This window comes from Bacillus sp. NPDC077411, assembly GCF_044543425.1.
Lineage (GTDB): Bacteria > Bacillota > Bacilli > Bacillales > Bacillaceae_G > Bacillus_A > Bacillus_A bruguierae.
Genome location: NZ_JBITWA010000010.1, coordinates 72,483 through 95,932, shown reverse-complemented (window position 1 = coordinate 95,932; position 23,450 = coordinate 72,483). Strand labels below are relative to the sequence as shown.

At 35.4% G+C, this 23,450-nt stretch carries 23 protein-coding genes, 1 pseudogene and 1 riboswitch; of the genes and pseudogenes, 8 read left to right on the top strand and 16 right to left on the bottom strand.

What is annotated here, in order from left to right:
- The first annotated feature begins 113 nt into the window (after positions 1-113).
- Positions 114-1,142 (top strand): YdcF family protein, encoded by a 1,029-nt coding sequence (locus ACIGHG_RS14555; protein ID WP_396549127.1) that lies wholly within the window; start codon positions 114-116, stop codon positions 1,140-1,142.
- Between the two features lie 50 nt (positions 1,143-1,192).
- Here the strand turns inward: ACIGHG_RS14555 and ACIGHG_RS14550 are convergent, their stop codons facing one another.
- The 4 genes from ACIGHG_RS14550 to ACIGHG_RS14535 form a co-directional block, all read right to left on the bottom strand.
- Entirely contained in the window at positions 1,193-2,002 is an 810-nt protein-coding gene (locus ACIGHG_RS14550; RefSeq protein ID WP_090916607.1) for a DUF4247 domain-containing protein, read from the bottom strand.
- Positions 2,003-2,016: 14 nt separating this feature from the next.
- Positions 2,017-2,523: a DUF4178 domain-containing protein gene (locus ACIGHG_RS14545; RefSeq protein ID WP_396549070.1), complete on the bottom strand. Its 507-nt coding sequence runs from the start codon at positions 2,521-2,523 to the stop codon at positions 2,017-2,019.
- A gap of 22 nt (positions 2,524-2,545) precedes the next feature.
- Complete coding sequence (locus ACIGHG_RS14540; RefSeq protein ID WP_336473622.1) at positions 2,546-2,950, bottom strand: DUF350 domain-containing protein; 405 nt, start codon at positions 2,948-2,950, stop codon at positions 2,546-2,548.
- A gap of 281 nt (positions 2,951-3,231) precedes the next feature.
- Positions 3,232-3,897, bottom strand: coding sequence for a PspA/IM30 family protein (locus ACIGHG_RS14535; protein ID WP_090916613.1), 666 nt, complete (start codon positions 3,895-3,897; stop codon positions 3,232-3,234).
- A gap of 356 nt (positions 3,898-4,253) precedes the next feature.
- Here ACIGHG_RS14535 and ACIGHG_RS14530 point away from each other — a divergent pair.
- A pseudogene (locus tag ACIGHG_RS14530) lies at positions 4,254-4,544 on the top strand (lipoprotein BA_5634 family protein); the annotation flags it as partial.
- Between the two features lie 40 nt (positions 4,545-4,584).
- Here ACIGHG_RS14530 and ACIGHG_RS14525 read toward each other — a convergent pair.
- From ACIGHG_RS14525 to ACIGHG_RS14515, 3 genes are read right to left on the bottom strand one after another with little or no spacing between them, the layout of a single operon-like run.
- Positions 4,585-4,752, bottom strand: a complete 168-nt coding sequence (locus ACIGHG_RS14525) for a FeoB-associated Cys-rich membrane protein (protein ID WP_139207685.1) — start codon at positions 4,750-4,752, stop codon at positions 4,585-4,587.
- 16 nt (positions 4,753-4,768) lie between these two features.
- Entirely contained in the window at positions 4,769-6,757 is a 1,989-nt protein-coding gene (gene feoB / locus ACIGHG_RS14520; RefSeq protein WP_396549067.1) for a ferrous iron transport protein B, read from the bottom strand.
- Positions 6,754-6,981, bottom strand: coding sequence for a FeoA family protein (locus ACIGHG_RS14515; RefSeq protein ID WP_336473620.1), 228 nt, complete (start codon positions 6,979-6,981; stop codon positions 6,754-6,756). The genes feoB and ACIGHG_RS14515 overlap by 4 nt, the downstream gene beginning before the upstream one ends.
- 204 nt (positions 6,982-7,185) lie before the next feature.
- A riboswitch (TPP riboswitch) is annotated at positions 7,186-7,287 on the top strand.
- An 86-nt stretch (positions 7,288-7,373) separates the two neighbouring features.
- Here ACIGHG_RS14515 and thiT point away from each other — a divergent pair.
- Positions 7,374-7,943, top strand: coding sequence for an energy-coupled thiamine transporter ThiT (gene thiT / locus ACIGHG_RS14510; protein ID WP_396549065.1), 570 nt, complete (start codon positions 7,374-7,376; stop codon positions 7,941-7,943).
- A gap of 170 nt (positions 7,944-8,113) precedes the next feature.
- On the opposite strand, the gene ACIGHG_RS14505 is transcribed toward thiT, so the two are convergent.
- Positions 8,114-8,785, bottom strand: coding sequence for a helix-turn-helix transcriptional regulator (locus tag ACIGHG_RS14505; RefSeq protein WP_336473618.1), 672 nt, complete (start codon positions 8,783-8,785; stop codon positions 8,114-8,116).
- Positions 8,786-9,181: 396 nt separating this feature from the next.
- Here ACIGHG_RS14505 and ACIGHG_RS14500 point away from each other — a divergent pair, with 396 nt between their 5' ends.
- The 3 genes from ACIGHG_RS14500 to ACIGHG_RS14490 all read left to right on the top strand — a co-directional run bounded on the left by ACIGHG_RS14500 (position 9,182) and on the right by ACIGHG_RS14490 (position 12,186).
- Entirely contained in the window at positions 9,182-9,556 is a 375-nt protein-coding gene (locus tag ACIGHG_RS14500; protein ID WP_336473617.1) for a RidA family protein, read from the top strand.
- 335 nt (positions 9,557-9,891) lie between these two features.
- Positions 9,892-11,187: an MFS transporter gene (locus ACIGHG_RS14495; protein ID WP_396549062.1), complete on the top strand. Its 1,296-nt coding sequence runs from the start codon at positions 9,892-9,894 to the stop codon at positions 11,185-11,187.
- A gap of 36 nt (positions 11,188-11,223) precedes the next feature.
- Positions 11,224-12,186: a sugar phosphate isomerase/epimerase family protein gene (locus ACIGHG_RS14490; RefSeq protein WP_396549060.1), complete on the top strand. Its 963-nt coding sequence runs from the start codon at positions 11,224-11,226 to the stop codon at positions 12,184-12,186.
- 72 nt (positions 12,187-12,258) lie between these two features.
- Here the strand turns inward: ACIGHG_RS14490 and ACIGHG_RS14485 are convergent, their stop codons facing one another.
- The 3 genes from ACIGHG_RS14485 to ACIGHG_RS14475 are packed head-to-tail and all read right to left on the bottom strand — an operon-like array spanning position 12,259 to position 15,228.
- A complete protein-coding gene (locus tag ACIGHG_RS14485; protein WP_396549059.1) occupies positions 12,259-12,909 on the bottom strand; it encodes a response regulator in 651 nt (216 codons plus the stop codon).
- A complete protein-coding gene (locus ACIGHG_RS14480) occupies positions 12,878-14,341 on the bottom strand; it encodes a sensor histidine kinase (RefSeq protein ID WP_090916626.1) in 1,464 nt (487 codons plus the stop codon). Before ACIGHG_RS14480 ends, ACIGHG_RS14485 begins: the two co-directional genes overlap by 32 nt.
- Positions 14,338-15,228 carry a substrate-binding domain-containing protein gene (locus ACIGHG_RS14475; RefSeq protein WP_396549056.1) on the bottom strand — a complete coding sequence of 297 codons (891 nt, stop codon included), beginning with the start codon at positions 15,226-15,228 and terminating at the stop codon, positions 14,338-14,340. The genes ACIGHG_RS14480 and ACIGHG_RS14475 overlap by 4 nt, the downstream gene beginning before the upstream one ends.
- A gap of 698 nt (positions 15,229-15,926) precedes the next feature.
- Here ACIGHG_RS14475 and pgtP point away from each other — a divergent pair.
- Positions 15,927-17,291: a phosphoglycerate transporter PgtP gene (gene pgtP / locus ACIGHG_RS14470; protein WP_090916630.1), complete on the top strand. Its 1,365-nt coding sequence runs from the start codon at positions 15,927-15,929 to the stop codon at positions 17,289-17,291.
- A 158-nt stretch (positions 17,292-17,449) separates the two neighbouring features.
- On the opposite strand, the gene ACIGHG_RS14465 is transcribed toward pgtP, so the two are convergent.
- From ACIGHG_RS14465 to ACIGHG_RS14455, 3 genes are all read right to left on the bottom strand, one after another.
- The gene (locus ACIGHG_RS14465; RefSeq protein WP_336473612.1) at positions 17,450-17,773 is read right to left on the bottom strand and encodes a hypothetical protein; all 324 of its coding nucleotides are present in this window, start codon (positions 17,771-17,773) and stop codon (positions 17,450-17,452) included.
- A gap of 382 nt (positions 17,774-18,155) precedes the next feature.
- The gene (locus ACIGHG_RS14460) at positions 18,156-19,073 is read right to left on the bottom strand and encodes a peptide ABC transporter permease (RefSeq protein ID WP_396549054.1); all 918 of its coding nucleotides are present in this window, start codon (positions 19,071-19,073) and stop codon (positions 18,156-18,158) included.
- On the bottom strand, positions 19,066-19,968 hold the full coding sequence (locus ACIGHG_RS14455) for an ABC transporter permease subunit (protein ID WP_396549052.1): 903 nt from the start codon (positions 19,966-19,968) through the stop codon (positions 19,066-19,068). Before ACIGHG_RS14455 ends, ACIGHG_RS14460 begins: the two co-directional genes overlap by 8 nt.
- Positions 19,969-20,108: 140 nt before the next feature.
- Between ACIGHG_RS14455 and hpt the strand changes: the two genes are divergently transcribed.
- Positions 20,109-20,639, top strand: coding sequence for a hypoxanthine phosphoribosyltransferase (hpt, locus tag ACIGHG_RS14450; protein ID WP_336473609.1), 531 nt, complete (start codon positions 20,109-20,111; stop codon positions 20,637-20,639).
- Between the two features lie 69 nt (positions 20,640-20,708).
- Here hpt and ACIGHG_RS14445 read toward each other — a convergent pair whose 3' ends face one another.
- Both ACIGHG_RS14445 and ACIGHG_RS14440 read right to left on the bottom strand, forming a co-directional pair.
- On the bottom strand, positions 20,709-22,655 hold the full coding sequence (locus tag ACIGHG_RS14445) for an ABC transporter permease (protein WP_396549050.1): 1,947 nt from the start codon (positions 22,653-22,655) through the stop codon (positions 20,709-20,711).
- On the bottom strand, positions 22,642-23,412 hold the full coding sequence (locus ACIGHG_RS14440) for an ABC transporter ATP-binding protein (protein ID WP_336473607.1): 771 nt from the start codon (positions 23,410-23,412) through the stop codon (positions 22,642-22,644). Before ACIGHG_RS14440 ends, ACIGHG_RS14445 begins: the two co-directional genes overlap by 14 nt.
- Positions 23,413-23,450 lie beyond the last annotated feature (38 nt).

Genomic DNA, 23,450 nt, shown 5'->3' with positions numbered 1-23,450 from the left:
AAGATAGGTGGGGGATAACTGCCCGTAAAATCCCGATTGGTTCAACTAACCGTCAGTGGGGGATGAAGAAAACCCCCACTGACGGAAGTTTCACTTTATTAGAAAGTTGAGGTATTTACAAAAGTTATACGTTTATTTTACTTATTATTTTTCTATTCTTTTATTTAAGGGATCCAAGAAGTTTAATAATCGGATTTTTATTCAATCTGTTTTTTTGCTCATTCCTTATCCTTTTTGTTTATTTAGGTTTTAGCTCCGATAATGCGATATTTCAAATAATTGCCGCTATCCCTCTTTTCATCATTGGCTTTATGTTAACCTTTGGTATATTCGCTTTAATGATTGGACTATTTCTTAATGCAAGAATTTTAATCCGAAAAGAAGGACGACGATTTTCGAATTGTTTAACTTTACTAGCTGGACTAGGTATTCTATTCAGTATAGTATTCTTATTATTTGAGCCAACTCGATTTTTCTCCCCTCATTTCGGACCGATTTTTACCGGAGTATTCTTCATTATGGTATATTTCTTTTTCCACTTATCCAACTTCTTAACAGCTTATTTTCTGTATCAATTCAACAGACCAAGACGCAATCAAGATTTCGTTATCGTTCTTGGCAGTGGATTAATTCATGATAAAGTGCCACCACTTTTAGCAAGCCGAATTAATAAGGCCATTGATTTTTATTGGAAACAAGCGGCTGTTTCTTTTCCACCTACAATCATTTTCTCTGGTGGACAAGGCCCTGATGAAAACATTCCTGAAGCTGAGGCTATGCAAATATACGCCGTTGAAAAAGGGATTCCTATCCGGCATACGATAAAAGAAGATCGTTCTGTTAACACGTATCAAAATATGTTATTTTCAAAACAAATTATGGATTCACGAAAAGAAGGAAAATACAAAAGTATCTTTACAACGAATAATTTTCATCTTTTCCGCGCTGGATTATATGCAAAAGAAGCCGGACTTAACAGCCAAGGAATTGGTTCAAAAACAGCTTTTTATTACTGGCCAAACGCGATGATTCGAGAATATATTGCGATTGTTGTCATGGGTCGTAAACGTCATATTAAGGTTGTAGGAGTTATCTTAGGATTCTCTGTACTCCTTTCAGCGATTAGTTTTCTATTCTCCTAACACATAAGAAAAGCGCAAGAAGCAATGGTATGCTTCTTGCGCTTTTTTCTTTACCTTCTTTTCGTAACTTTCCCCGAACCGCCAACTTTTGTTTTCGGAGGTGATGTATTTTTCGGTGGGCTTTTTATCGATGATTTCGGCTGCACATCGGATTCACTAGAACCACCTGGTGATTTTATAATTTTCCCTTTATTCTCCGTAGAAGGCGGAACAGTCTGAGTGCCTTTTTCCGTAATACTTCCCGTATCACCTACAGATGGTTTTTGTTCTACTTTATCACTTCTTTTAATAATAGAGCCTTTACCTTGCTTTGTAATTGGCGGCGGTGTTTTCTTCTCTTCTTTTGTCGGTGGTCGTTGCGTAATAACCGGTTTATGATTTTGTCTATCTGTATACCCGCGGTAATCTCCGTGATACGATTTCCGCGAATCAAATATATCGTCTAGTATACTCGCTAACAGATACCCTTGTAAGAAAGATGGTTGATAATTTTGACGAACAAATTCTTTATTACTGATTTCAATTAATGTATCCGACGGTTTCTCTTTATCCTTTTGAAGATTATAAATTTTGTCAGAATACACAAGGAACATTTGATTTTCGTCTTCTTTAGACGCTTGTTTTGGTTCCTGTTCATTCATTAATTCTTTTGCAACTTGAGGAACTGTCTGATTAGCAGCTCGATACACATAAGATTCTTGCTTACCGTCTTTCGCAACTGATTCTAACGGGTAACGGTCTTGAATCGACTTTCCATTTTGGCATCCCGATAAGGCAAAACCTGCAATTACAAGTAACATAACAATGGCAAGTATAGGGATTGCAAACGATTTAATCATGGAAAACAATCGGTTTGACATGATTACGTCCCCCCTTACGTTGCTCTTATAATTTGTACATCAGCTGAAAGAATCGATTCTCCCTCATACATCATTGTACGTCCATCTTGCCACTCAATACGAAGCAGCTTTCGATTATCAGATTGGAACTCCCATACGTATTGTTCATAAGATGCTGCAAATGGTGTTTTCCCCATGACAACAACACGCCCATTATATTGCTCTTCCATATGATATTCTATATCGTCCATTTCAATTGTCGTTGGAACCTCATTGATAGAATCTAACCGTCCATCAATAGGTGCATACAGCTTATAATAAGTGTTTTCGCGATTTTCAATTTTTAAATACCGAATGGTTCTCCCATCTCGCAATGTTAAAACAATTTCATTTCGAGAGTGCATGCTTGTTTTTCCAATCACTTCATACATTACTAATGAAACTTCAATCATGTCACCAGGTGCTAACGTGAGTACCGTTTTCTCAGGTTTAGCAGGTTCCGGACTTTTTATTATATTTTTAATACGTTTAAATAAGCTCATTGACCTACCCATCCTTTTCTCGTTATAGACATGCTGCTAAAATAAGGGCACCGACAATATGTAACGAACCAGCTAAGAGAGCATGCGCCACATATCCTTGCTTCGTCCCCTCATCTAAATCTAAATGAACTGTTTTTCGCAAAATAAGTTCAACAAACATTTCTACAAATAATAAAATTACAAAAGATACTGCTGATGCAAGTAAAGCTTGCCATAAATCGTTTGATTTCGTAATCGATTGCGATAAAATATACCCTTGTGCAAACAACTTCATAGCAAAGCGTGTCGTAACCGCCATATTCCCTTTTTTAATTTCTTCTAAATCTTTATATTTAGTAAAAAATGAATCAATCCACATCAATAGAAATAAAAGAATAGCGCTTGCGCCTGTCCATACAAGCATGGCTAAAATATTCATCCCTGTCATTAAAAAACCACCTCTGAAAAAATAATAGAAAACCGACATGATTTCCTTCTACGACATGTCGGTTCTCTTGCCTATTTTCTATAAATCCATTGTAAATTCCTCACACATACATCGCTGCTATGCAGCATACAGCATGACCTGCTCTTGCCTTTTCCTTTTGTTTTAAACTTTACACGTGGCAGGAAAAGGCCCTGACCGCTTCTACGCACGGGCAGTTGCTCTCGTCCGCCTTAAAAGGAAAGCTTTTTTTATGTCAGTTTTTCAACTTGTATTTATATAGATTATTTTTCATACTGCTTCATAATACGAGCTAATTCATCATCTACAGCTGAGTTTTTGTTTAAACTCGCAAATTCTTCATCTAATGACTTTTCTTTTTTATAAATTTCTCCGCTCGCTTCTGCTTCAGCTTCTAATTGAAGAGCTTTTTCTTCCATACGGCTTAAACCTGCTTTTGCTGTATTCGCATCAAAACCAGACATTGCCTGATTAATATTCTTTTGTGCTTTTGCTGCGTTCACACGCGCTACAAGCGTTTCACGTTTATTTCTTAACTCTGTTAATTGCTTACGCATTTCCTCTAATTTCGCACGAAGATTATCAGCAGCCGCTTTATTTTGCTCATAGCTTGCTTTATATTCATTCATTTTTTGTTCTGCATTTTGTTTTTCTTCTAAAGCACGACGTGCAAGATCAATGTTATTTGCTTGAACAGCCATATGCGCTTGTTCTTCACGTTTCTTTACAAGTGCTTCTTGCTCTTCAAACAATAATTTAAACTTTTTCTCAAGCGCAATTTGTGCTGCTACGCTTTTCTCCGCTTCTTGTACATCCTCTTGCATATCACGTAAATACTGATCTGTCATTTTAACTGGATCTTCTGCTTTTTCAATTAATGCATACACATTTGACATCGTTAAATCTCTTAAGCGCTTAAATACAGACATTCTAATTCCTCCTAATAAATTGCTTCATATTTCAAATTCAGTACTTGGAAAACCCAAAAATCTTCCTTTACAGTAAGAATATTCACACTTTAAACCTATGTGTACATTATATCAAAAATAAAATGCACTTACATCTTGTTTTTTAAATATACAAGCAATAATATGACATTCCCATTACAACATTTCTACATACTATACACTTACTTTTGATTTCCTCCAAATCCTCTCCCTTTTATCACATTTTAAACTCTTTTCACTAAATTACATCATTGTAATCTTAATGTAAGCTAAGTCGATAGTTTGAAGAACATTATTCTTATAAAATGAAATCAAAAGCTGAGGTTAAAACATAAACACTTGATAAATTACCAACTGTAACAGCGGATCAAGGTGTATTATTTGCAAAAGAAACAGTAGAAAATGCGACAATTGATGGAACGAAATTAAAATATGAAGGCAACACAATCATCGGTGACGCTCGTTCTTATGCAGATATGTTTGCAATCGTTGATGATGCTGCATATGGAAAAGTAAATGGTGAAGAGAAATCTGTAGGTGTACTGAAATTTGATAAGGACCCTAAAGATAAAATCCAAGATACTACTAAAGAAACAGAAGCTGTACAACTTGTTAAGATCAAAAAGTAATCCCCAAAAAAAGCTTTGCGAAATTCGCAAAGCTTTTTTTCTACTTATTCACGACTTGCTCCATATCAGGAATACAAGTTTTTGACTGGCACGATTTATTTAAGGAACATGCTGCACATTTCCCTTTTTTACTTCTCTTTACAAAGTTAATTAACGTATATCCTGCATATCCAAAAATGACAGCTCCAATTACGATATTGACTATCATTATGATACATCTCCTTTTAGAATCCGAGCATGGATCCAACTTGGTATATAACTAGTGTTAATACGTATGCAACAACAAGCGGATACACAACAGAGAAAATCGTCCACTTTACAGATCCTGTTTCGCGGCGAATAACCGCAACTGTTGCTAAACATGGTACGTATAATAAAATGAAGAACATAAACGCATATGCTGATAATGTTGTAAAATGCGTACCGATTACGTTTCCTAATACATCTTCTTTCACAGAATAAATAATTGCCATTGTAGAAACAACAACTTCTTTTGCTAAAAATCCTGTTAACAGAGATGCAGCTGCTTGCCATGTTCCAAAACCAAGCGGTGCAAGAATTGGAGCAAATAATCCGCCAATCATTGCTAAGAAACTATCACCCATATCTACACCGAACCCAGATGGCCCAGCATAGTTTAATAACCAAATCACAACAGAACCACCAAAGATAAATGTACCTGCCTTGCGTACAAATCCTTTTCCTTTTTCCCACGTACTGCGCCATAACGTTTTTGCTTGCGGCACACGGTAAGGTGGAAGTTCAATTACAAAAATAGACTTCTCTTCTTTTAAAACTGTAACAGACATAATTTTTGTAACAAGTAATGCAAGGATAATACCAATAAGATATAAAGAAAATACAACAATCGCTTGACTATGTGGGAAAAAGACCCCTGCAAATAATGCATATACAGGTAAACGGGCTGAACATGACATAAACGGTGTCACTAAAATCGTAAGCAGCCTCTCTTTTTCCTGTTCAATCGTTCTCGCTGCCATAACGCCTGGTACATTACAGCCAAAACCGATAATCATAGGAATAAACGCTTTTCCGTTTAGTCCAAAAAACTCCATAATACGATCCATTACAACGGCAATACGCGCCATATATCCGGAATCTTCTAGCAATGAAATGAAGAAGAACAATGCGAAAATTTGCGGAACGAATACTAATACCGCACCAACACCTGCAATGATTCCATCTGTAATGAGTGCTCGAATGAAATCAGACGCACCAATATTCGTAAGTCCTGCTGTTACCCAATCCGTAAATGGACCGCCGACAAATGCATCAAATTGATCAGATAAAGGTGTTCCAATCCACGAAAACGTAACCTGAAAAATTAAAAACATGATTCCTAAAAAGATCGGAAGTCCCAAAATTTTATGCGTAATTAATTTATCAATTCTTTCCGAAAAAGGAATGCTTCCTTCTTTTTCTTGACGAATCACACTTGTTTTCAGCTTTTCAATATACGCTGCACGTACTCCGTATATGTGCTGCTCTAGCGTAACATCTAATTCTGCTTCTAATGCAGAGCGAATTGCTACAAGTTCATTATATACATGCGACTTGGCGAGTTCTTTCTCTACCACTTCGTTATTTCCTAAAAATTGCAGCGCAAGCCACCTTGCATGCTCATCATTTTCCTGCTGCAACTTATCTATAACTCGCTGGATTCCTGTCTCTACCGCTTTACCGTATAAAAGAATAAACGGTTTCTGCTCCGCCTTATCGCTTTCATGAAGAGCAGCTAATAATTCCTCGCAGCCTTTCTCACTTCTTGCTATAACAGGAATAACTGTTACACCTAATATTTCAGCTAACTTCTTGACATCAATCGTAATCCCGCGTTGTTTTGCCACATCAATCATATTTAAACCGATAGAAAGTGGTTTTCCAAACTCTAATAATTGCAATGTTAAATGCATATTACGTTCAAATTGAGAGGAGTCTACAATATTTAACATATGATGAAATTCTTCTGTTAATAAAAATTGCGTAACAACCCCTTCATCACGGGATACAGGATTTAAATCGTATATACCTGGTAAGTCTATTAACATTCCTTGCTTACCTTTTAACTTACCAACCTTTTTTTCTACCGTTACTCCGCTCCAGTTTCCAACATATTCATAAGAACCGGTAAGCGCATTAAACAATGATGTTTTTCCCGTATTCGGATTTCCTAGTAAAGCAACCTTGTTCACGCTAATTCCACCTTTATCATTTTCGCATCACAATGACGAATAGAAATTAATTGCCCACGACATTCTAATGTACACGGACCATTAAACATTGCCTTTTGTTTTACACAAAGCTCACACCCTTCAGAAAATCCAAATGAAGCCAAGCGGCGTTTTAATAATGTATCAAGAGATTGTAAATCTTTTACACGTACTTTTTCATCTATACTCATATCAACTAAGTTCATAAATTATTCCTCCAAAAGATAACGATAATTATTATCAAAAAAATTATATCATGTTTTTTTTGGTAAAGACTATACAATTCTATGTGAATTTATTACTATTTTCGTACAATTCCAACGTTTTTATGTTACAAAACAAAGTTATGTACAATTTGTTTGCCATTCTTTTCTAACTTCATTACAATGAAACTAACAATCTAAGAATCTCGTTGTCACAGGGGGAGCCGCGTTGCTGAGAGGGAACATTTTGTTCCGACCCTTTGAACCTGTTAGTTAATGCTAACGTAGGAATTGTGCAGACGTATATACATAAGTAGTGTTTTACAATTTGTATATCTTCATCCCCCTATGATCATGATTCTTCTTTTGTAACTTGGATGTAGGGGGATTTTCACATGCGTAACACAAATTTACAAGCAATGATAGAGGCAGCGATTCTCGCAGCATTTGCATTAGTCATCGACATTTTGCCGCTCTCTATTAAACTTCCAACAGGCGGTTCTATCTCATTTGCTATGATTCCAATTTTTATTATTGCTTACCGTTGGGGATTTAAAGCAAGTTTCTTAAGTGGTCTCGTTTGGGGATTATTACAAATTGTCGCAGGGGATGCATCTATTTTTACGCCGGTGCAAGCGTTTATTGAGTACTTCGTCGCCTTTGCTTTTATTGGTTTTGCCGGCTTATTTCATGCACCAATTCAACAAGCAATTGTCAATAAACAAAAAGCAAAAGCAATCATGTATGTCATTATCGCTGCGTTTATCGGCAGCCTAGCTCGTTATTTTTGGCACTTCATTGCCGGCTTTATTTTCTTTGGACAATATGCACCAAAAGGACAATCGGCTGTTTTATATTCCTTTATCTTTAACGGTATTACAATGATTGGTTCTTTCGCATTATGTGCGGCTTTACTTGTCGCTTTATTTACAACAGCACCGCGCTTATTTACGAAACGCGCTTAAGCCTAGAAAAAAGAGCAATACAAACTATCGATTTACCTTATAATGTTATTGTATTTTATAAAACCCTAATTAAATAAGAGGTATAAATTTGCATAATAAGCCCTGCTGATTTTAGCCTTTTTAAGTTAGATCGCTTAATAGGACAAAACAAGGTAAAGTAAATGGCACATTTACTTTACCTTGTTTAAATACCGATAGATAGTTGCTTCTGATGCTTTTAAATGCTTAGCTACTTCACTTACGCCGCCTTTAAGTAAAAATACCCCTTTATCATTAAGTTTTTTTATCACTTCCATTTTTTCATCAGGAGACATTCTCTCAGGCGGAACTTTGCATTCTAATAAAACTCCTGTAATAAGTGATGAAAGAAGACTATCCAGATTTTCTTCTAAGTTCTCAGAAAGGTCTAATTCAAGATTAGGATGAACTTTCTCTTCCTCTTCATTCATGCTAGTATTACTCATAATTATACCGTCTAACCAGTCTCTTGCTTTTATCATATTACTAATATCAATGTTCACACACAGCATTCCAATTATGCTGTCGTTTTCATCTTTAATAAAATAACTTGACGAACGAAACGTTTGATTATTTTTTGAGTTTCCTTTGTAATTGGAAATAAAATGTCTATCTATATATTTCTTTTCTTGTATAAACTTTAAAGCTAAATCTGTTAAATGGCCACCAACTTTTCTTCCACTAAGGTGTCCGTTCACAGCTTCTATTATAGATTCGTCTGGATTCGTAACATCATGCAAAACAACTTCACAATTTTCTCCAATTACTTCTGCAATGAAATGAACAAGAGGAATATACCGCTTTAACTTTTCTTTATTTCCCATTGATATCGCACCTCTTTTTAAGATAAGAAGAAAGTATAAAATTTCGTATCAACACTTTGCTTTCTTCCTTTTATAGTATACAACACAAAAAACATAACCTCCTATATCTATTAAAAAGACATAAAGAAAGCTGGCTTAAAAACTTTAATCATTACTATATTACTACACAATCCTTCCTTGAAGATAACAAGATGAATTATTCCCAATTTTTCTTTATTTTTCCTGTCTATAATACAAATTTATCAATAAAAAATTATTATATCAATGATAATTTTTTATTATTTTTTAACTTTTTTTAAAATATGTATTGAAATAAGAAAAAGACCACGTTAAAATAAACTTGTGTTAAAAAATTATTACAATAAAAAAAAATTATTATCACAGGGGGTTTTTTAGATGAATGCGGTTATTTCTACTCAACATGCACCTGGTGCAATCGGTCCTTATTCACAAGCAATGAAAGCTGGTAATTTTATCTTTACTTCTGGACAACTGCCGATTGACCCTAAAACTGGAGAAATGCCTGAAACAATTAAAGAGCAAACAACACTATCATTAGAGAATGTAAAAGCCATCCTAGAAGAAGCAGGCAGCGATTTAAGTAAAGTTGTTAAAACAACCGTATTTTTAAAAGATATGAATCATTTTGCACAAATGAATGAAGTTTACACTACTTACTTTACAGAAAATTTCCCTGCTCGAAGTGCCATTCAAATTGCACGATTACCAAAAGATGCACTTGTTGAAATCGAAGTTATTGCAACTTTATAAATTTTTCATACTGAAAAATTGAATAGGAAAAATGAGATAACATTCCCTTACTATTAAACGATTAAAATACTTAATCTTTATAGTAATGGAGTGATAAATTTCCAATCTCTATGAAAGCGTTATCTTTTATAAAAAATCAATCTCTGAAGAGGAAAAGAATGATTGCAACTTTATAAAGTTTTCATGCAGAAAAATTAAATAGGAACAATGAGATAACATTCCCTTATTATTAAACGATTAAAATACTTAATCTTTATAGTGATGGAGTGACAAACTTCAAGTTTTATGAAAGCGTTATCTTTTTTAAAAAATTAACCTCTGAGGGGGGGAAAAGGATGGATACTCCAAAAAAAAATAAGTGGTTTGCACTTGTCGTACTGATTTTAGGTGGAGGAACAATTTTTAAACTTCCGTTTTTAAAAGATGCTTTTTATATTCCCATGATGGAATATTTTCACTTATCTCATACTCAAATAGGTGTAATCTTATCAGTTTATGGAATTATCCAAGCATTTGGTTATATCGCATCGATGTACATAGTAGACAGGTTTTCCAAGAAGAAAATCATACCGTTCAGCTTAATTGGTGTTGGAATATCAGGGTTGTATTTAACAACATTTCCTGGTTATTATGGCGTTTTAACCGTTTGGATTGTTTTCGCTTTATTTGCAGAGACTGCTTATTGGCCTGCGTTAATTAAAGCTGTAAGGTTATTAGGAGATAAAGATGAACAAGGTAGAGTGTTCGGGTTCCTTGAAGCAGGAAGAGGCGTGGTTGATACGGTTATCGCTTTTGGTGCCCTTGCAATTTTTAGTTGGTTAGGATCAGGAGAAGCTGGCTTTAGAGGTGCAATTATTTTCCTTGCATCAGCAGCAATTTTTATTGGCATCATTTCTTATTTCTTAGTAGAAGATGATGAAATAATAGATACTGATGAACAAGGTAATAAAATTAATAAAAGTAAAGCTGCACTTGACGGCGCTCTACAAGCATTAAAGATGCCTGAAGTATGGGCCGTAGCATTTACTATATTCTCTGTTTATTCCGTCTATATAGGTTTAACATATTTTATTCCGTTTTTAAAAGATATCTATGGTATGCCTGTTGCACTAGTAGGCGCTTATGGAATTATCAATCAATACGCTATAAAAATGGTTGGTGGTCCGCTAGGAGGGTTCTTAGCTGATAAAAAATTTAAGTCTCCATCTAAATATTTGAGACTTGCTTTTATAGTCGCAATTATTGGAATGACTATTTTTATCTTCTTACCTCACGAGACGATGAATGTATATACTGGAATGATCTTTACACTTAGTTTTGGCACAATTATTTTTACTCAAAGAGCAGTATTTTTTGCCCCTATTGATGAGGTGGGAATCCCAAGAGAAATCAGTGGTGCATCTGTTTCCATTGCTTGTTTAATAGGATATTCACCTTCGATGTTTGCATTCTCTCTATACGGAAACATGTTAGATAGAGCACCAGGAATGGCTGGTTATAAACATGTATTTTTAACAATGATTGCTTTTTCCGTACTTGGTCTAATTATTAGTAGTTATTTAGTTCGAATTGTCAAAAAGAAAAAAGAATTACAAATAAATGAGGAAAGTTCAATTTTAAATGAAGCATGAGATTAATAATATGGAGATAGGAAAGGTGAGATTATCATGAAAATTGGATTAGAAACAGAAAGCTATCATTTATTCTTTCACAACAAACGTATGGATATTTTTGACTTTATAAGAAAAACTGCTGAACTCGGATTGGACGGGGTACAAATTAATATTATTACAAATGAGGCAGACAAACATTTACATCCAGAGTGGGGAGTGCTTGGCGGGAACGAGCCTGATCACTTGAAAAAGGTTCGAGATGAAATTCAAAAATATGGTTTATACGCTGAAATTGATACAAGAGGTACAGATATAGAGCATTTAACAAAAGTAATAGACATCGCAAATCAAATTGGTGCAGATGTCATCCGTACTTACGTTTGTGTAGGCGAATACGATGCTGAAAAGATGGCTAAAGCTCCTGAAGAACTTAAACAAGTCGTGCCATTATTAAAAAAATATCGAATTAAACTTGGTGTTGAAAACCACGAAGAAGAAACAACAGCTGAAGTAATTAAAATTATTGAAGAAGTGAATAGCCCTTGGGTTGGAGCACATTGTGATTTAGGAAATGGAATGATGGCATGGGAAGATCCAGTTGAAGCAGTAAGAAAGTTAGCTCCGTATGCCTACACAACTCATTTTAAAGATCATATTGTCATTCATGACGGTGAAGATCATATAGTTTGTGGGGTCCCAGCAGGAACTGGAAATATCGACTTAGAAGAATGCTTTAAAATATTAGTGAATGAATCAACACTAACAAGAATCAATGTAGAAATGTGTTTTCCATATGTAGCTCCATTTAAACGTCCAAAAGGAACTGGAGGCGTATATGAAGTCGGCGCGGGAGCATTCAAAGTAGAAAATCCTCCATATGACTTAAATGTTCTGAAGACAGCAGATTACTATTATCCACCTGAACATCTATTAGAACAAATGCTTGAAGATCAAGAAAAAGGTGTTCAACAATCTGTAGACTATATACTAGCTTTAAGAGAAAAATATTGTAGATAACATGAAACTTCCATCTGTGGGGATGAAAAAAACCACTGATGGAAGTTTTACTTTATAACAAACATTATCCCGCTATATCATGTTTATTAAATTATACTTTATAGCATATTGAACAAGTTCACTTTTTTTAGAAAGATTAAGTTTGTTCAACATTCTCGTCTTATGAGTATCAACCGTTTTTATACTGATCGTTAATTCTTGAGCAATTTCAGACATTGAAAAACCTTGAACAAGAAGTTGCAATACCTCTCGTTCACGTGGACTCAAAATTACATACGGATTTCGAGAATCTGTTTCGTTTTGTATTTTTTTTAGCATAGTTGAAATTTCCTTTGGACGAAGGTATATGTACCCGTCCATAACGGAATCAATAGCATTGTATAATTCTTCATCTACAGCTGCTTTAGGAACATAACCTGAAGCTCCCGCGTTCATGATTAATGTTATATAATCCTCATCTTCATGCATGGTAAGCACTATGACTTTCGCTTGTTCATAACGTAATTTAACCTCTGTTAGAACCTGAATTCCATCTACGCGTGGCAAAGATATATCTAATATCAGAATATCGGGCCTTAAATTGTCGTAAAGTCGGAGTGCTTCAAATCCATCAGAGGCTTCACCTATAACTTTTAAAGATGGCCTTTTTTGTAATAGTAGTTTTAAACCCGCTCTCATTAAAGCGTGGTCATCAACTAGCATTATGCTGATTGTCTTTTCCATCTTGACACCCTTCTCTCTGTTTTAATGGGATCGACACCATAACTTCAGTTCCACCGATATTGTGAGTTCTGATAAAAAATGAACCACCTAATAATTCTGCTCTTTCCTTCATTCCATATATTCCGATTCGATTTTGCTGGCGAGCTTTTTCAAAATCATTCTCATTTATACCGTGACCGTTATCATGAATATTTAACTCGATAGAACAATCCCTTATCTCCATGTTAATCACAACCTCAGTTGCTACTGTATGTTTCACTACATTAGTAAGACTTTCTTGAACGATTCGATATAGTGCTACAGCAGTATGACTATCTATGACGAAGGCGTCATCATCAGGAACATGTAGAATTACTGTAAGGGCAAATTTTTCTTCAAACTTTCTTACATATTTTCTTAATGCGGGAATTAACCCCATATCATCAAGGATGGGTGGCCTTAATTCTACCGCTAAATCTCTAATTTCTCGTAAAATACCGGCTGCTGTCTCTCGGCTTGCATTAAGCAATTCTTGTTGCTCGGCATCTTTAGCTTCATTAGCCAAAATGCGCATTGTAACCATTAGAAAAGTAAGGGCTTGGCTTGTTTCATCATGAAGTTCACGAGAAATTCTTTTTCTCTCCTCCTCATGCGCGGATAATAGTTTCAAAATCAACGTATCTCGAAGGGCGTCCTTTTCTTGAAGTTCCTTCAATAATTTTTCTACTGCAGTGCTGGAACTAATCAGATTGTCGGCCATTTCATTAAAAGCCCGTGCTAGTTTTCCAACTTCATCGTCCCCCACTGCTTTAGCCCTTAAAGATAAATTACCGGCCGATATGCCTGCTGCTGTATCAACTAAACTATTGATTGGTCGAGTAATAATACGAGTCACATAATAAGCTATACCTGCCGCTCCCATACAGACCAAAAATGTAGCAAAAACCAATTCTATTATTTTAGTAAAAATATAGCTTTTCGCCTGTTTCTCTGCCATTCCCACTCTAACAAATCCTACATCTCCCTCTTCGATTGGAACAAGTATGTCATGGATATTTCCTTCATCTGAAGTTAGAATAGCGTAATTTTCGGTATTGATACCATCAGGCTTATGTGCGTTTAATATTCCTTTCGGTAGGTGTTTTGAGAATGTATTTCCGACAAGAACATTATTATTGTTAATGACCAGTATATAACGAACATCTTTGTTAGCTTCCTGTGCCCGGGTAATGAGAAGATGAATCGAATAGTAGTCGTCAGTCAAAACATAATCCGAGGACAATGCCGCAATATTTTCGGCAATATTCATCCCACGTTTTTTTAAATCCTCTGTCATAATTTTTGTGAGTGATTCCCAAATGATACATCCCAATACTAGAGCGAGAAAGAGTAACGAAACGAGTATAGCTCCAAATATCTTCTGGTTTATTTGTAATTTATTCATCCATTTCATAGGTGACCCTCATATAGCTTTGGTTCAAATGGAACAAAGCGATCAATGAACAATCCATGAAATGCTGGTTTTATTATTTCTTGTTCATGCATAGAAATGAAACTTTCTTTGATAATTCGCTTCTCTTCATCAGGTAAATTACTGTTGATGACAACAGGACCAGTACCAATCGGTTCTGTTTTTGCAATAATTTTCAAATCCTTAATCTGTTCTGGATTTTTAAGTTTGGTGCGCTCAAAGACTAAACTATCAACAGCTGCAGCATCAACAACCCCATTTATCACAGCGTTTAGTGAGCTTTCATGATTATATGTAAAAACATAACGACCAAAGAAATGTTCTGGCGTTTCACTTAATTCAGCTAATTTTTTCCTCACAAAAATATATCCGGAATAACTGGTTGGATCGGTAAAAGCAACGTCTCTCCCTCTCAAATCATTTATACTGGATATTTCATTTTTCCGGTGTACGACGACATAACCATAATAATATGGAACTCCCATTCGCTCTTGCATGGCAATTGCTTCGAGCCCTTCAACATGTCTGTAGGTAATATATGCTCCTGTTGAAAGGATGGCTATATCGGCACCTCCATTTATCATCAACATACTAATCTCATTATAACTCTTGCGCTGAATTAGAATTACGGGTCTATGGAGCTTCTCTCCAATATAGTTAGCTATTTTCCTATAGTACATAATTGTATCAGCCTTTGATAACACACTTGAAATTGCGATCCGTACAGGTGAGGGCTTGTCGTCTTGTGAACCAACAGGCATGGTATCAGATTCGGAGAAAACAATTTGAGGGCTTGAACGCTCATGCTGACATCCTATTGTAAGTATAGTAATAAGTAATATTAAAAAAAGCCTCAACCAATTTATCATACTTTCCTCCATTCTTGCAGGCAGGAATAACTGCCCGTAAAAACCCGATTGGTGAGAGCTTTCCATCAGCGGGAAATGAAGTTTCCCCCACTGATGGACGTTTCACTTTATGTATTATGTGAAACTACCCTAATTGAATCCGATTTACCGAATCCTGCTTGATTCAAGGTTTTTGAAATTTATATTTATATATTACTTCAGAACGATCCGCGAAATCTATGGAAGATTGTATACAACACTACTTTTCATGTCAGAGTTGTGACAGAAATTATATACATACAAATAAAAAACGACCACTTTCTTTTTAGGAAGGCGGAGCATCTGTCCATGCATAGAATGAAGGTCCTTTCCCTACCCACATGCATAGGTTAAAACAAAGGGAGAATGCAAGTAGCGGGCATACTTTGTTCTGCATACCACCGACTTATATGTTGGAAAATGAAAACAGATTTATATAGGTATGAATATTGTTTGTAAGATAATTTCTGACAGACCCTACTATTTTATCTTACATAAAATCAGATATTTACTGATAGTTTACCGAATTGACATATAAGATAATGTAACAAAGGGGGAACGATGTAACACAAGTATTGTTGAAAACGTCTTCACCAAACTGGCACTCTATTGAAATACTAAATTTCATGCTAGTCTAAGTTTTTTCTGTAAATCAAAGTAAAGAAATCGAGGTAGATAGTATGTTCTCATTTTTGAAACCTAAAATTGCTACTACAAAAATAGCACCAGATCAGGTTCAAAAAACCTATAAGCTTTTCCGACTACAATCTTTACTAGGAGTGTTCTTAGGTTACATAGCTTACTATATAGTACGTAACAATTTTGCCTTATCTACTCCTTATCTGAAGGAACAACTCAACCTTAGTGCTACAGAAGTAGGTTTATTAAGCAGTTCCATGCTTATCGCTTATGGAGTTAGTAAGGGTTTGATGAGTAGTTTAGCCGACAAAGCTAATCCTAAAAGGTATATGGCGCTTGGTTTACTTCTGTGCGCTATGGTCAATATTATGATGGGCTTCAGCACGGCATTTTGGATGTTTGCAATTCTCGTTGTTTTCAATGGATTTTTTCAAGGAATGGGAGTTGGTCCTAGCTTTATTACTATTGCAAATTGGTTTCCTCGTAAAGAAAGAGGAACTATCGGTGCTATATGGAATATTTCTCACAATATAGGTGGAGGTATCGTAGCACCTATCGTTGGTATGAGTTTTGCTATGTTAGGCTCCAATCACTGGCAAACGGCAAGCTACCAAGTTCCAGCTGCTATAGCCATTGTTATGGCATTGGTAATACTAACCCTTATTAAAGGCTCACCGGTAAGTGAGGGCTTGCCTCCGTTAAGCGAAATTATCAAGGACGAATCCGATTCGAAAGTGCAACAAAGCGCTGATTCAAAACCGCCAGTAGACATGAGTGCCTGGCAGATTTTTAAGAATTATGTTTTATTTAACAAAAATGCATGGTTCGTTTCCTTCGTAGATGTCTTCGTTTACATGGTTCGTTTCGGCATCATAAGCTGGTTGCCTATTTATTTGTTACATGTAAAACATTTCACTAAAGAAGAGATGAGTGTTGCCTTTTTATTCTTTGAATGGGCAGCTATTCCTTCTACTCTTCTGGCTGGTTATCTATCAGACAAGTTATTCAAAGGGCACCGTATGCCGCCTGCAATCATTGCTATGACAATGATACTTATCTGTATCATTGGTTACTGGCAAAGCACATCTTTACATTGGGTGACTATCTTCGCAGCTATTATTGGATGCTTGATTTACATTCCACAGTTTCTAGCTTCAGTACAAACTATGGAGGTAGTTCCATCTTTCGCCGTTGGCTCTGCAGTTGGCTTGCGAGGTTTTATGAGCTACATTCTAGGTGCATCTTTAGGTACTACCCTCTTTGGTGTAATGGTTGACAAGGTAGGATGGAACGGTGGTTTCTATGTATTACTAGCAGCAACTGTTTGCTGCATCATATGCTGTATATTGGCCCATCGCGGAGCAAAAGAGCTAGAATACAACAAAAAACAGGGACTCCAATCCTAAATCGTTAAACAAGGTTCCAAGTCAATTTAGCATTAACGGAATCTTTATCTAGCCAACCTAAACAACCTGACAATTGTTAAAAGAATTGTCAGGTGACACAAAAAAAGATTGCTTAAACAGCAATCTTTTTTTGTGTCTCAGTTTTCTAAATTACTTTCCTAATGTGACTCTCTGTTTCTTACCATTTCAGGAGTTTGAGAATGGAGTGCGCGGCTGCTTTCAAAATTATCCTTACCGTTTTGCCTATGAATCCAAGATTTCATCTCATTCCATAAAACAACTCTATGCACATCATACCCTATGTGATATTGCTCATTTATGTTCTCTTTGTAATTCTCATTCCATTTGTACCATACTATTTTATCGCATGAATCTACTGGTCTTTCTTGCCGATCAATTACAGTTGTACAATCCTTATTATTAGCCAACATAATCGCGTCATTCTCTAATAATAAAGCAAGAGCCGCTGAGCGCTTCTCCATTCTCTTTCTCCTTTCAGTTGTAGTGCCTAACGTCTTTTTTCCCTAAAATGTGTGTGTCTTACATAGATAAGTTTATTCAAAATAATACCGCTAAACTATCGATTTACCTTACAAAAAACCTTACATTTTTGTAAGGTTATAATAGTCAATAAGGATATATAAATATAAAAATTCCGCTTACAATCTTATGTAAATCACTGCTATGCAGAGTACAACATGACCGCTACTTACTTTCCCCTTTTGTTTCAAACCTTGCATGTGGCAAAAAAAGGCACTGACCGCTTCTATGCATGGCCAGATGCTCTCGTCCTCCCTTAAAAAGAAAGGGGTTTTGATGTTGTTTTTTTAACTCATATATAAAGAGATATTTGCTTTTTATTTCCTACAATCTTCCTTTCTCAAACTGTAATTCCTTATACCCATTCACAATTTTCGTCATACAAAATAATAGAATCATATAAAGCAGAACTGGAATCATAATAATTCTTGGTTCAATCATGAGCTCTACATAATAATAGCTAATTAAATTGGACCATTCGTTTAAATATGGGAAATACAAATTAAATTCATCGTGCGTTTGTCCGGAAACAATCTTCGTTCCTCCGAGAAACAATTTAAAAATAGACAAATGCAGCATAAGAAGGAGCACTTGTACCATTTGCTCTCCAACTTGAAATACAATTTGTGGGCCTAATGCTTTAATAAGATGCGTTCGAAATACATGCCCTTTACTTCCACCCAATAAGAATGAGCTTTGCACATATTCCTTCTGCCAAAGCTGCTGAATTTCTTGCTGAAATAACCGTGTTAAACTCGGAACGGCAACGAGAATGAACACAGCAATTTGTATATATAATAATTGAATATTTGTGACGACCTGTTCTGTCCGTATTTCATACATAACGAAAGGAGTGAGTAAGAAAAAGCAAAATATTGTTTGCGGAAATAACTGCAAATTCATCACAAAGTGATGGAAGAAAGCTGATTTTCTTTTTACATTACTCATTAAAAAACCTATACATAGCGATACAATGACTCTTACAACCGCAACAAATAACGCAATGAAAATCGTATATTTTGCCCCGTCCATTATCTTATAAAATAAATCTTCTCCTCTTCGATCTGTTCCAAACCAATACTCACGAGATGGAGAGAATGGTGCCGCTTCTACAAGTGTGTCACTTTCATCATAACGATATTGTTTCACCGCAGGTTCATGCTGGACATATGGCAGGAAAAAACTTATAAGAAGCAAAAGAAAAACAACGGTAACAAATATAATATGGAAGTACCTATGCATACATCTTCTCCTTTCCCCATTGTAGAAATAGAACGACTCCATAAATAGGTACGATAAAAAGAAAAAGCAAATACACAATGACCGCTGGATCTTGACCGCTCATTATAATGGACAATATCCCTTTTGCATGAAACAGATATTCAAAAATGAGCAAATTTGTCACGAGAACTAGCAATATATATTGCACGTGATTCATAACAGAAACAATAACATTACGAAAAATATGCTTACATAAAATATACATTTCACTAAAGCCTCGCGCTCTTGCGAAAGTAACATAATCTTGCTTTTGCTCCTCACGGATAAGTAATAGTTGCAGTTGAAATAATGAGATAGTTGGTAAAAGAGAGAGAATGAGGATCGGTAGTACGATGGATGGATTTTGTTCTGTAGAAATTGGATTCAATACTAAAAAGTCTATATTTCGATATACACTTATGACGAGAAGCTGCATAAAGAAAATAAAAAAAACATCTGGAACTGTTTTAAGAATGGATACAAATCCCTCTATTATTATGCGAATATTTCTTGGCAGCATAGCAGTTCCTATACTACTGATAACCGCTAACAAAACGGATACAACAAATGCGCCAAAAATAAGTCCAATTGAATATACATAAGGCTTTATCACAACAGGAAAGAGCGGGTATTCTCTTTTTTGCACCGCAAATACTTCTACATGATCCGGAATGGTCCTTACTTGCGTTCCAATGGTCATCTTTAGCTGCGAAGGATGTAATATCGAAGAGAAAACATTTGCAATTTGGGAGAGAAACGGTTTCACATAAAATCCTACATCTTTTCCATCTACAAATAATGTTGGCAGACAGACTAACATCGTAAATGTCACCATCAGCAAACAAATATGAACAAGACTCGCTATAAGTTTCCGCATAGTTCACCTGCCTTTTTACTCTATTATATTCTAAATATTATGTACATTCCATTTAAAGTAAGTACTCTCTTTTTTGACTTTTTCCTATCAATCCTTTACAGTCAAACTGTTCATAAGTTTTATAATGTAGGAGGCTTTCAATGGATATTCAAATAAAAGACACTTTAATCTCACAAGAACAACTGCAAGAAAAAGTAAAAGAATTAGCAATGCAAATTGAACGTGATTTTGAAGGAGAAGAAATTTTTGTGATTGCTGTATTAAAAGGTTCTTTCGTATTTGCAGCAGATTTAATTCGCCATATTAAAAATGATGTAACAATTGACTTCATTTCTGCATCTAGCTATGGAAACCAAACAACAACAACTGGAAAAGTGAAGTTACTAAAAGACATCGATGTAAATATTACTGATAAAAACGTAATCGTAGTAGAAGATATTATTGATTCTGGTTTAACGCTTCATTTCTTAAAAGACCATTTCTTGATGCATAAACCAAAAACGTTAAAATTCTGTACGCTTCTTGATAAACCAGAACGCCGTAAAGTTGATTTAACAGCTGAATATGTCGGCTTCGTGATCCCGGATGAATTCATCGTTGGCTACGGCATCGACTGTGCTGAGAAATACCGTAACTTACCGTATATTGCATCAGTTGTAACAGATAAATAATACGACATACATACTTAGCAAAAAAGGAGCTGACCAAAAAGTCTACTTTTTGATCAACTCCTTTTTCTACTACTTTTCACTTACAATCTTCAAGTAAGAACGAACTGTTAAAAAGTAATAGCCAATATAGATAACACTATATACTCCAATACTCATTAATAATGGAATTAAAATTTCAAACGGTAATAAATTTGATAATCCTTTTAACGCAAATAAGCTATGCAAAATTCCAACTAGCAATGGAATCGCAAAGATAAAGAAGATCTGTTTTGCGATTGCTCTCTTCATTTCTTGCTTCGTTACCCCAATTTTACGAAGAACGACGTAACGGTCACGGTCTGCATTTGCTTCTGTTAACTGTTTAAAGTAAATGATAGACCCTGTTGCAAGTAAAAATACAAGCCCTAAGAAAACACCGATAAACATCATCATCCCCGTTGCTTCCATTCCGCCTTTAAATCCTGTATAGAAATCTCTAAAGACCGATGCAGTTTCAGACTCTCTTGGCATAATCTTTACTAACTTCTCCGTTAATGATTTACTGTCTTTCTCATTTTTCACATTAATATTTTTAACAACTCTTGTTTCAGCTGTCTTTTTCGCCTGCTCGTATACGTCATCTGGCACAACAACGACTAATTCTCCTAAATTCGTAACGTTACGACCTTCAGCACCTTTAATTGTTAATGTCTTCGTTTCATTCCAAATAGGAAACACTACTTTGTTTCCTTTATATGCTGTACTAAATTCATGTCCTTCGCTGTACATGCCATCAAATACAAATGCTTCCTCAGCAGTTAAACTTACCGCATCCACATCCATTTTTTTCGCAATTGTATTGAAGGCAGATTGCGATACAAGTTGATATCGCTCTGTCATTATATAATGAACATTCATACTTATATCTGCTTTTTCGCCTGTAAATTTCCCTTTCACTGGAACCATTTCAATTTCAAATTGCTCTGTAATTGGATTATGCTTTTTCTCTTCTGCGAAGAGTGCATTCACCCTTTGTTCGAAAGCGGCATCTTTTTTCTCATAAGAAAAACTATACGGCGCAAACTCTTTCGCCTGAGTAAATGTATTATAATACGTTGTAACAGATGTACCAACAGCCGTTAATGTTACCGCGCTCAAAATAGCAATTGTCGCCAAAGATTTTGCATTTCCTTTAATGCGGTATAAAAGCTGAGATGTTGTTACCATATTCATTCCATTATAAAAGGATGATTTATGATTTCTTGTTCTTCTTAAAACAACAACTGTAAAGAACATAAATAATAAATACGTACCAAGTACGGTCGCAAATAAAATATAAAATGTGATCATCATGAAGTCTGCGTATTTAATAGCTTTCGTAAACATAAGTGATAAGAAATACCCAGATCCAATTAAGAATACAGCGGTACATGCCATCATAATAGATTCTTTTGGCATTTGTTCTCCTTCACGCTCAGCACGGAACAGCTCAATAAGTTTAAAGCGATAAATTAAACGATATCCTTGCAACGACGTGTATAAAATAATAAAAAAGAATACAATAACTGTATTTATAATCGCCGCTAGCGGCACCTCAAAATGAACTTGTAAATCAAGTCCCATCAAGCCTACTAATAATTCAAGGAATAACTTAGACAGCACGCTGCCAATTACAATACCAATTACTAGCGACATTAACCCCATTAACATATTCTCATAAAACAACATTTTCCCAATTTGGCGTTTACGAATTCCTAGTAAAGAATATAAACCAACTTCTTTTTTCCGTTTACGTGTAAAGAAACCATTGGAATAAATAATAAATACCGCTACGAAAATAATGAGCATCACGCTAGAAACTTGGAATGCACCGCTAATTTTCTTTGATCCTTCCGCTGCTTTTTCCATTTGCGTATTATATTGAAGCGATGCAAATGTAAAATAAATAACGATGCTAAAAATCATCGACATAAAATATAAAGCATAATCTTTAAAGTTACGCTTTATATTGCGAAAGGCAATACTAGATAACGTCATCTACTGCACCTCCAGAGATCGTAGACATTACGTCTAATACTCGCTCGAAAAACTGCTTGCGTGTTAATTCTCCTTTGTACAGTTCTTTAAATAACTCACCATCTTTAATAAAAATAACGCGCTTACAATAACTTGCGGCAAATGCATCATGTGTAACCATTAAAATTGTCGATTGGTCATATTCATTTAATGCTTTCAAACTCTCCAATAAATCAGTTGCAGAATTAGAATCTAGCGCCCCCGTTGGCTCGTCTCCAAAAATCATACTTGGATTTGTAACAATGGCACGAGAAGCTGCACAGCGCTGTTTTTGCCCACCAGATACTTGGTATGGATATTGATCTAAAATATGATCAATGCCAAACTTTTTCGCGATTTCAAGAACACGGCGGTCAATTTCACTTGTCTTTACTTTTGATAGTGCAAGTGGGAGCGCAATGTTTTCTTTTACCGTTAACGTATCTAATAAATTATAATCTTGGAAAATGAACCCTAAGTGATCACGACGGAACAACGCTAATTTATCATCATTCATTTTCACAATATCATTTCCATCAATTAAAATTTCACCGCTCGTCGTGTTATCAATTGTAGAAAGAACATTTAATAAAGTTGTTTTCCCTGATCCAGACGGCCCCATAATTCCAACGAACTCGCCTTCTTTCACTTGCAAGTTAATGCCTTTTAACGCTTCGTATTTATTTCCACCGGTATTATATACTTTTCTAATATCTTTAGCTTCTAACACTGTCTTCATTACTATATCCCTCGCTTTATCCTATCTCATCATTACTG